Genomic DNA, 9,878 nt, shown 5'->3' on the forward strand with positions numbered 1-9,878 from the left:
GGAGTGCCAAACCTGACGGTTATTTATCCAGCGGCACAATCAACGGGCCGGCAAACGCCTGCATGATCAGTGCCGCCGGTTGCTTGTGGCTCACCAGTTGGGCCATGGCATTCATGTAGGGCGTCAGGTGGCGGAAGTATTTCTTGTAGCTCGGGCAAAGGTAATTGAGCCCCGGCTCGCCGTTGGGCGCATTTGTGAAGCGGTTTTTCGGGCATTCGCCATGGCAGGCAAAGCGATAATCGCACTGCTGGCAATACGTTGGCAGTGTCTCTTCCTTGGCTGCGCCAAAGGCTTGTTGCGCAGGAGAGGCGAGCAGTACGGCAGGATCATCAGTCTTCAGGTTGCCCAATAAGTACTCGGGGTACATGTAGTGATCGCAGGAATAGACATTGCCGTCATGCTCGACGATTGCCGCTTTGCCGCAGCGCGGGCTGAACAGGCACACCGAGGCCGGCAACTGACACCATGAGGCCAGTGCCCATTCGAAGTTCATGACATGAACCTCCCCGACATCCTGGCGCACCCACTCGTCGAAGATCTTGATCAGGAAGTCACCGTACGCTTCTGCGCCAACGGTGTGCTCGGTCACAACGGCTGGTTCGGGCACCGCGTGCAAGCGCAACTCCGGCGGAACCGCGAAGTGCAGGCCCTGACTGACTTGGGGCGCATCCGGCTGGCGTTCCACCACCGGGTTGAACTGGATATGCCGGACGCCTTCAGCTTTCAGAAAACGGTAGATTTCCAAAGGGTATCGGGCGACATCCCGGGCTACGGTCACCAGCACATTGAAATCGACGCCGTGTTGTTTAAGCAGTCCGAGCCCACGCATGACTTCGTCGAAACTTGAGCGGCCGCGCTTGTCGGGGCGATACAGGTCGTGGACGAAACGTGGACCATCGAGACTGATCCCAACCATGAAACGTTCGCGAGCCAGGAACTCGCACCAATCATCACTGAGCAAGGTGCCGTTGGTCTGCAGCGTATTACGAATGACTTTCGTCCCCGCGAACTGACGTTGATACGCGATCGCACGTTCAAAGAAATCCAGGCCGAGCAGCGTCGGCTCGCCGCCTTGCCAGGTGAATTCGACTTCGGGTGTGGTCTGGGCGTCGATGTAGCGCTGCACATATAAGCGCAACACCTCGTCAGTCATGCTGAAGCGTTCCCGGGGCGGGTACAGCTGTTCTTTTTCCAGATAGAAACAGTAACTGCAATCGAGGTTGCAGATCGGCCCGACGGGCTTGGCCATCAGATGCAGGCCCTGGGGCGGGGTTTCGTGGGTAGACATGGTGGCAGGCTGCGTTCGGACCGCTCAGCGGATCGCTGCGATTCCAATGCCAGAGGCTAGGGAGAGAACCCGTGTTGGCCGCCCCCCATGATTGGGGGGGCAGCGTACGCCGACATATTCAAGCTGAACGTGGCGGTGCAGACTTTCGTCGGAAGAGAGCGGAGTGCGCAGATGTCAAACATCGGACGCTTCTCTTAAGGTGGTTACCAACGCATCTTCAGGCCAAGCGAGGCCTGCACAGAGGACTTGATGGTCGCGTCGCCGCCTATATTCCAAAGCTGCCCGATTTCGCCATAGAGACTCGTGTCGGACGTCAGTGCCAGGGTCCCACCGACTTCTGCCTCAGCGGCACTGTAGCCGCTTGGACTCTCGATCTTCGTCGAGGCCGTAGGAGTGCTGAAAGTCACGTCATCGTTACCTGCGCTTGAGTGGTAAAGATTCACCCTTGCATAGGGCAGTAACTTTCCGGCACCGGTCACGAACTCGCCCTTCACGCGCGCGCCCAAGCGGGCAATCCAGGCATTTTCTGCGTTTTGGTTGACCTGCGCCCCGCCGAGCGTCAAGTCGTCTTGGTTCTGCTGCTGGAAGATCAACTGCGCCTGGGGTTCAAGACTCCATTGCTCGGTCAGGGTGAAGGTTTTGCCGGTCTCCACCGACGCGGCGAAGCTGTGGTAATTGCCGGATATATTCTGGTTGCCGTCCGGTCGCACCGTATAGTCCTGGCTCCCGCCTTGCAGCACGCTGTCGACATAGGTACCACTCGAATCCATCCATGTCGCATAGGCGCCCAAATAGCGCGTTTGCAGTTTGTTGTTACCCACGCGCCCCGTTACCCCATGCGCATTGCCTGAAACGTCGGCGTTGCCATCGAGGAAACCTACATAGAAGCCGGAACGCCAGTTATCACTGACGAAGAGGTCGTTGCCTACCTGCCAACCACTCACGTGGCCTTGGCTGTGGGCATCAGCATCACCCGGTTGTTGGATATCGAGGTCGGTGTACACGGCGCGTCCCCAGGAGCGAAGGGCCTGCGCATCCGATGTTGGCGCGGCGGAGTCTCCTTGATTGAACTCGTCACCGACGCGGCGATGCAGATTGCCCAGCATCGCGAGGTCTGCCTGCCTGGACTGGGCGGGTAATGCCGCGAGTAACGGCACTTCGGATCGGTAGGTGGGCACCGCTGGCGAAAGCGGGGGGGATCCTGGCGTCGTCACGGGCGAACTCGAACGCAGGTACCAGTTTTCCCCCGAGCCCGTGGCGTCGGCCGCATAGAGACGATACTCATAGGCGCCAGCATCCACATGGCCGTTGGCCAGGCTGAAGGCGTTCTTGGTCGTCTGCGCAGTAGTTGTCGCGCCATTGAGTGCGCTCACCACCTCGATGCCATTGCCGCTGGTCAGCGCGCCGAGGCCGCCCAGGTTGGCGATCTGAAGGGTGGTGCTGCCACTTGCATTGGCAGTTGGACCATTGAGCACCAGTCGGTCGCTCAAACTGGCATCACCGCCCAGATCTGTACCGAGTCGCAGCGTGGCGTTGTTGCCCACGTAGGGTCCATTGACCGTCAGCGTGCTGCCCGGAATGGCGCTCACCAGGCTGACCGTTCCATTGTTTTGCAGCGCCGCCACGGTCTGGTTGAACCCGGCGGTGTCGAGCGTGGCGCCCGCCTGCACGGTATGCATCGAGGCGGCACTAAAGGCGTTGCTCGCGCCGGCCTGCAAGGTGCCGGTCGCCACCGTCGTGAGCCCTATGTAGGTGTTCGTGCCCGATAGCAAGGTGGTGCCTGTGCCGATCTGAGCGACTGAGCCCGTCCCCGAAATCACACCCGCGAAGTTGTTTATGTCCGAGCGATCGAACGCCAGGGCCGCATTGTTGGTGACATTCCCGACGATACTGCCGCCGGTGCCGCCATTGCCCAGTTGCAGGGTGCCGGCGGAGATCGTGGTGCCGCCTGTGTAGGTATTGGCTGAGGTGAGGGTCAGCGTGCCAGAACCAGCCTTGGTCAAGGCGCCGATGCCGGCGATTGAGCTGTTTTGGGTCAGCTTGCTGGCCTGCGTTTCGAAGGCCCCACCGGCGCTGCCCAGCGTCGTGTCGCGGGCCATGGTGATATCGGCTGTGGTGCGCAACGTACCGCCGTCAAGGCTGAGCGCTGCTGCCGACGCGCCCAGGTTGTTGTTGCTCGATACCTGCAGCACGCCGCCGTTGATCGCGTTACCACCGGTGTAGGTGTTATTGGCCGTCAGGACCAAGGTGCCCAGGTCTTCTTTCTGAATCGACGAACTGCCTGTCAGCACGGAATTGATCGTCGCGGTGTCAGCGGCGCCGCTCGCGGTGCCATCGCCGACACGAATGATGCTGGTCGGCGAGCCGACCAGCGCAAGCGACCCACCGCTGATGACGTAGCCGTCGCTGGCAAACTGCATACCGGACACATTGACCTGGCCAAGGCTGTTATCCACGCTCACGGCCCCCGGTTGAGCCATAAACACCGCAAAGGCGGCATCGGTGAAGGGCGCATTCACCGCGCCATCGGCGTCGGTCCAGTTATCGTTGCCATTGACGTTTTGCCAGAGGCCGTTGCCGCCATTGACGGCGCCGTCGTTCTTCGGTCCTGCAACACCATCCCAGAATCTCAGCGTCAGCCCCGTCGAGTTGACGAGATTGACCTGGTTGGCGACCGAGGTCTGCACGTTCAGGGTCGTGCCCAACGGGGTCGTGCCGAGCGCCAGTCCGTTGTTGGCCAGCGTGCCGCCATAACTGATCACTCGGTAGATGCCAGGGATGAAGGTGCCGCCGGGCGGGGTGGTGACATTGAGCGAGCCATCGAGGGTGAGATTGCCGCCGACCACGGTGAGGTCGTTCAACGCCCCCCCCACGATACCGGCCTGGCCGAAACGGTAGTCCAGCAGCGATCCGGTACTGAGCCCCAGGTCACCGTTGATGGTGAGTCGGCCGGGGACGCTTCCCGGGTCGCCCGGCGAGAGGGTGCCGCCGTCGGCGATGTCCACATTGCCACCGAGGGTGCCGCTACCGCCCAGTGTTGCGCCTGACGCGACACTGGCCAGGCCGGTCGCGGCCGACTGATTGCCGTCGACGTAAAGAGCGCCTGCCGCCACGGTCGTCGCCCCGGCGTAAGCATTGGCACCGCTTAGCACGGTGCTGCCTGTGCCGATCTGAAACACTGAACCGCTGCCTGAAATGACCCCGGCGAGGGTTAGTGTGTCTGAGCGATCGAAGGCTAGCGCCGCATTGTCGGTGACATTTCCGACGATACTGCCGCTCGTGCCGCCATTGCCCAGCTGCAGGGTGCCGGCGGAGATCGTGGTGCCGCCTGTGTAAGTGCTGGTGCCGGTCAGCACGGTTGTGCCGGCGCCAATCTGGGACACGGTGCCGCTGCCCGAAATATTGCTGGCGACGGTGACACTGTCTGAACGGTTGAAGGCCAGCGCCGCATTGTCGGTGACATCCCCGACGATACTGCCGCTGGTGCCGCCATCGCCCAGCTGCAGAGTGCCGGCGGAGATCGTGGTGCCACCTGAATAAGTGTTGGCTGAGGTGAGGGTCAGCGTGCCGGTCCCGGCCTTGGTCAAAGCGCCGACGCCGGCGATGGAACTGTTTTGGGTCAGGATGCTGGCCTGCGTTTCGAAGGTCCCACCGGCGCTGCCCAGCGTCGTGTCGCGGGCCATGGTCATATCGGCCGTCGTGCGCAGCGTACCGCCGTCCAGACTGAGCGCTGCTGCCGGCGTGCCCAGGTTGTTGTCGCTCGAAATTTGCAGCACGCCGCCATTGATCGCGGTGCCACCGGTGTAGGTGTTATTGGCCGTCAGGACCAAGGTGCCCAGGTCTTCTTTCTGAATCGACGAACTCCCCGTCAGCACGGAATTGATTGTCGCCGTGTCAGCAGCGCCGCTCGCGGTGCCATCACCGACACGAATGATACTGGTCGGCGACCCGATCAGCTCAAGCGGCCCACCACTGATGACGTAGCCGTCACTGGCAAACTGCATTCCGGACACATTGACCTGGCCCAGGCTGTTATCGATGCTCACCGTCCCCGGCTGCGCCATGAACACCGCAAAGGAGCCATTGCTGAAGGGCGCATTCACTGTGCCATTGCTGTCAGTCCAATTGTCGTTGCCGCTGTTGTTTTGCCAGACACCATTGCCGCCATTGACCGTTGCGTCGTTCTTCGGCCCCGCGTTGCCATCCCAGAAGTTCAGGGTCAGCCCCGTCGTATTGACGAGATTGACCTGGTTGGCGACCGAGGTTTGCACACCCAGGGTCGTGCCCGACGGGGTCGTGCCGAGCAGCAGTCCGTTGTTGGTCAGCGTGCCGCCATAACTGATGACGCGGTAGACGCCTGGTGTGAAGGTGCCACCGGGCGAGGTGGTGACGTTGAGTGTGCCATCGAGGGTGAGATTGCCGCCGACCACGGTGAGGTCGTTCAGCGGGCCGCCCACGACACCGGCCTGGCCGAATCGGTAGTTCAGCAGCGATCCGGTGCTGAGCCCCAGATCGCCGTTGATGCCGAGCCGGCCGGGGGCCGCCTGATCCCCTGGCGAGAGGGTACCGCCGTCGGCGATGTTGACACTGCCACCGATCGTTCCGCTACCGCCCAATGTTGCGCCGGACGCGACGCTGGTCAGGCCGGTCGCGGCCGACTGATTGCCGTCGACGTACAGGGTACCTGCCGACACTGTCGTCGCCCCGACGTAGGTATTGGCACCGCTCAGCACGGTGCTGCCTGTGCCGATCTGAGAAACCGAACCACTGCCTGAAATGACCCCGGCGAGGTTAAAAGTGTCCGAGCGATCAAAGGCCAGGGTCGCATTGTCGGTGATATTTCCCACGACACTGCCGCTCGTGCCGCCATTACCCAGTTGCAGGGTGCCGGCCGAGATTGTGGTGCCTCCCGTGTAAGTGTTGGTGCCGGTCAGCACGGTGGTGCCGGTGCCGATCTGGGACACGGTGCCGCTGCCCGAAATATTGCTGGCGACGGTGACACTGTCTGAGCGGTTGAAGACCAGCGCCGCATTGTCGGTGACATTGCCGACGATACTGCCACTGGTGCCGCCATTGCCCAGTTGCAGGGTGCCGGCGGAGATCGTGGTGCCGCCTGTGTAGGTATTGGCAGAGGTGAGGGTCAGCGTGCCTGAACCGGCCTTGGTCAAGGCGCCGACGCCGGCGATTGAGCTGTTTTGGGTCAGGTTGCTGGTCTGCGTTTCGAAGGTCCCACCGGCGCTGCCCAGCGTCGTGTCGCGGGCCATGGCGATATTGGCCGTAGTGCGCAAGGTACCGCCGTCGAGACTGAGCACTGCTGCCGGCGCTCCCAGGTTACTGTCGCTCGAAATCTGCAGCACGCCGCCATTGATTGCGGTGCCACCGGTGTAGGTATTGGCGGCTGTCAGGTTCAGCGTGCCGGCCCCGGTCTTGGTCAAGGCGCCAACGCCCGCAATGAGACCGTTCTGGATCAGGGGCAGGATGCCAGTCTGCGTCTCAAAGATGCCACCTGAGGCATTGAGGGTCGTACTGCGTGCCATGCTAAAGCCCGCCGTGCTCCTGAGCGTGCCGCCGTTGAAACTCAGCGTCCCGGCAGCGGCGCCGAGGTTCGCGTCGCTCGATACCTGTAGCACGCCACCGTTGAGCGCAGTCCCGCCGGTATAGGTATTGGCACGGCTCACAACGGTGGTGCCGCTATAAACCTGGACTTGCCCCGTGCCGCTGATCAGTGGTGAGAGCACATAACCGCCGCTGACATCGGTGTGATTCAAAACCAGTAACGAGTTGATTCCCGCATTCAGAATCACGCTTGTTGTGCCCAGGATACCCGGCGCCACGGCAGCGGCGCCCACGGCTGCACCAATGTTTACCACGCCCCTGGCTCCGGCGAGGAGACCTACGCGTATGGAGTTGGCGTTAGCCCGGCCGCCATTGGACAAGGTCAGCGTTGACCGACCGCTTTCGCCTACGTCTATCGACGTAGAGGATGACAGTAGCGAGCCGGCACCATCCACGGTGACGTTGGCCACGCCAGTGCCGTAACCCATACGGATCCCGCCGCTGCCCCCACCCGTTGCGATCACGCCACCGTCAAGGATGTTTACCGTAGCGTTAGCGCCATTGGCCTCTGCGAAGTGAAGTTCACCGTTTGCGCTCCAGCGCGAGCCGGGGCCTGTCACGGTGACAACGCCGACACTGTTAGTGCCTGCGGCGACGCTGGCTGATGTAGGCGTTCCTGTGCCGGTGAGTACCTGACCTGCACTGTTGATGATCAGGGTTCCCCCCAGGCTGGTGCTTCCCACGACCAGGCCTACCCCGGCATTCCATGGGCTCGCAAACGTGCCGGGCACAGTAACAACGGTCCCACCATCAATCGTGACTGCCTGTGCGGGTGCCCAAAGCATCTCGACAAGAAAAATTGTCGTCACGGTCATCACTATGGGTTGTGTGAGCCGCCACCTCAGGGCAATTGAAGTGTTCGTCCCTATCGACCTGTCGACATCGTCAGCGCCAGTGGAATTCGCTGAAAGGGTCGACTCATGTTTGCCTCTGTCCCCTTCGGAGGTCCATCTTAAGCATTGCGGAAAAGCGCCAATCGTCACCCGAGAAATCACATCCATTGATGTACTCCAGTCGATGTTTTAGCCCACCTTGCGCGAGCATTGCGCATTTATCAGCGTCGGAAAATGTCGCGATTCAGCGCATATGTGCGGACGGGGATGTGAAGCCCACCCGCAGAAAGCGTCCGTCTTGAGTTACCGAAGCATCAGCGAAGCGAATCAAATGGGTCATGCCAATGCATGTCCATCGACGTCAACCTCACCATTATTTGACCGCTTCCACCTCATAGTTCACGTAGCCGAACTCACTGCTGCGAGCCGCCACGTATTTGCCGTTTTGCTCGAAGACGGTGGCCTCGAAGGGTGAACCGCCGAGGGTCGTGACCAGATGCCCGTCCTTGATTTCGTAGCTGGCCGGAACGCCGAACTGGCCGCCGTGCAGCATGTTCAGGTATTCACCGTCTGAAGGCGGTTTGCCGTCGACACTGATCACCGAGCGCTGGCCGTCGTTGCCGTAGACAATTTCAAAGGTCTGGCCGGTGACGGTGTTGCGCACCTTGATCGTTTTACCCACCACGTAGGCTTGCAACTGCTCGTTGGTGAGCGCCTTGGCGCCTTCGGTTTTGAGGTCGTCAATGGTTTTACCACGCGCCGTCAATTTGCCGTCCTCGGCGTTCGGCGAGTACCAGATTGGCGAGGTCCAGGCGCGTTCCTGCACAGTGGCCGAGACATCGGCAGGCGGCGGCACTTGCAACTTGGCCGCGTCATAGGTGCTCCAGCGGGGTGTCGGGATTTGTAGCACGCGGGCGTAGTAGAACGCGTGCTGGGCCGGATCGAAATCCGGGTCGACCCAGACTTTTTTCAGCTCGGTGGCACCGATGGTGTTGGTGTAAGTGGCCTTGGAAATGTCGACCGTGGAGCCCACCGCCGGCACTTTGCCTGTGGCCGGGTCCGGCTGACGATCACCAGACCAGGCCACGTCGTAGATCTTCTCGAAGGTCTGCCCGTTTTTGGTCCAGCCCTTGATGATCTGGATCCGGTCGAGGTTGCCGTCATCGGCATCCTTGACTGCCCACACCACGAAGCTCGGCGCCTCTTTGCCCGGTTTTGCCGGCAAGTCGCCGCCCATGGACACCCCCTTGGCGTAGGCGGCATGCACCCAGTCTTTCTCGTTCCACAACGTGCTGTCGAAGCCCCAGCCGCCAAACAGGCGCACGGGAATGCGCACACCGCTGGTGCCATACACTTCTTTGCGTTTCATCGCATCAAAGATCGACTCACGGGTGTTTTCTTCCGCCCAGACCCCGGCCAGGCCGGAGGTGCTGGTTTGTAAAGCAGCCATGCCCGAGTTCTTTTTGCCGGAAAGGCGCAGCTCAGGGGTGTTGTCGGTAAAGCCGTGGGAGCCGAAGTTGTTGTTTTGCGCGTACGGAATTACCCCGTTGTGCGAATCGCTGGCGGCGACTACGCCCATCTTGTAGGGGTTGAAGCCCTTGGCTTCTTGCAAGGCCATCCCGTTTTGCCAGGCCTGGCGCACGTAACTGCCATTGATTTTGGACGTGCTGTTGTCGAGGCCAATCAGGAAACTCATGATTTCGTAGTTGGCAAATTCATCATTCGGCGAAAGGTCGGGGTAGGTTTCCGAGGTGCCTTTGACCTGGTGGATCTCGGTCAGGGACTCGTTGCGCATCCGTGTTTCAGCCCAGGCGGCATCGATGGGCCGGCCACGGTCATCGACGTCCACTGGAAACATGATGCCGTTGCTGAGGTTGGCGTTGTGCGAGATCGCCAGCACCTCATTGCCTTGTTTGCGCTGATCGTCCATCCAGCCCCAGAGATCCTCCGGCTTGTTCGAGTCAAGCGCCGTAAAGGGCAGGGCGGGGACCTTTTTCGAATCGCGGAAAAACACGTTGCGGTGCATGTTTTGATTGTGAGGGGCCGAGGTCCATTCATAAGCGACGAAGGTCGTGAACTTGCCGGGCTTGTAGTATTTGTCGGCAATGGCAATGGTTTGTTGCCAGATGCCACCCGCCACC

At 61.1% G+C, this 9,878-nt stretch carries 3 protein-coding genes; all 3 read right to left on the reverse strand.

Annotation, left to right across the window (positions count from 1 at the left end; translation table 11 throughout):
* Window positions 1-19 precede the first annotated feature (19 nt).
* The gene (locus tag EAH78_RS29345) at window positions 20-1,288 is read right to left on the reverse strand and encodes an anaerobic sulfatase maturase (protein WP_140671506.1); all 1,269 of its coding nucleotides are present in this window, start codon (window positions 1,286-1,288) and stop codon (window positions 20-22) included.
* Between the two features lie 203 nt (window positions 1,289-1,491).
* Entirely contained in the window at window positions 1,492-7,635 is a 6,144-nt protein-coding gene (locus EAH78_RS29350) for an autotransporter-associated beta strand repeat-containing protein (protein WP_161599711.1), read from the reverse strand.
* 475 nt (window positions 7,636-8,110) lie between these two features.
* The coding region (locus tag EAH78_RS29355) for a DUF3604 domain-containing protein (protein ID WP_140671510.1) at window positions 8,111-9,878 on the reverse strand (1,768 nt) is incomplete at its 5' end.

It is taken from the genome of Pseudomonas arsenicoxydans (genome assembly GCF_006438915.1).
Classification (GTDB): Bacteria; Pseudomonadota; Gammaproteobacteria; order Pseudomonadales; family Pseudomonadaceae; genus Aquipseudomonas; species Aquipseudomonas arsenicoxydans_A.

Bases quoted from the DNA above. Each gene is read 5' to 3' on its own strand.
- EAH78_RS29345 (WP_140671506.1), bottom strand. From the start codon at position 1,288: ATGTCTACCCACGAAACCCCGCCCCAGGGCCTGCATCTGATGGCCAAG.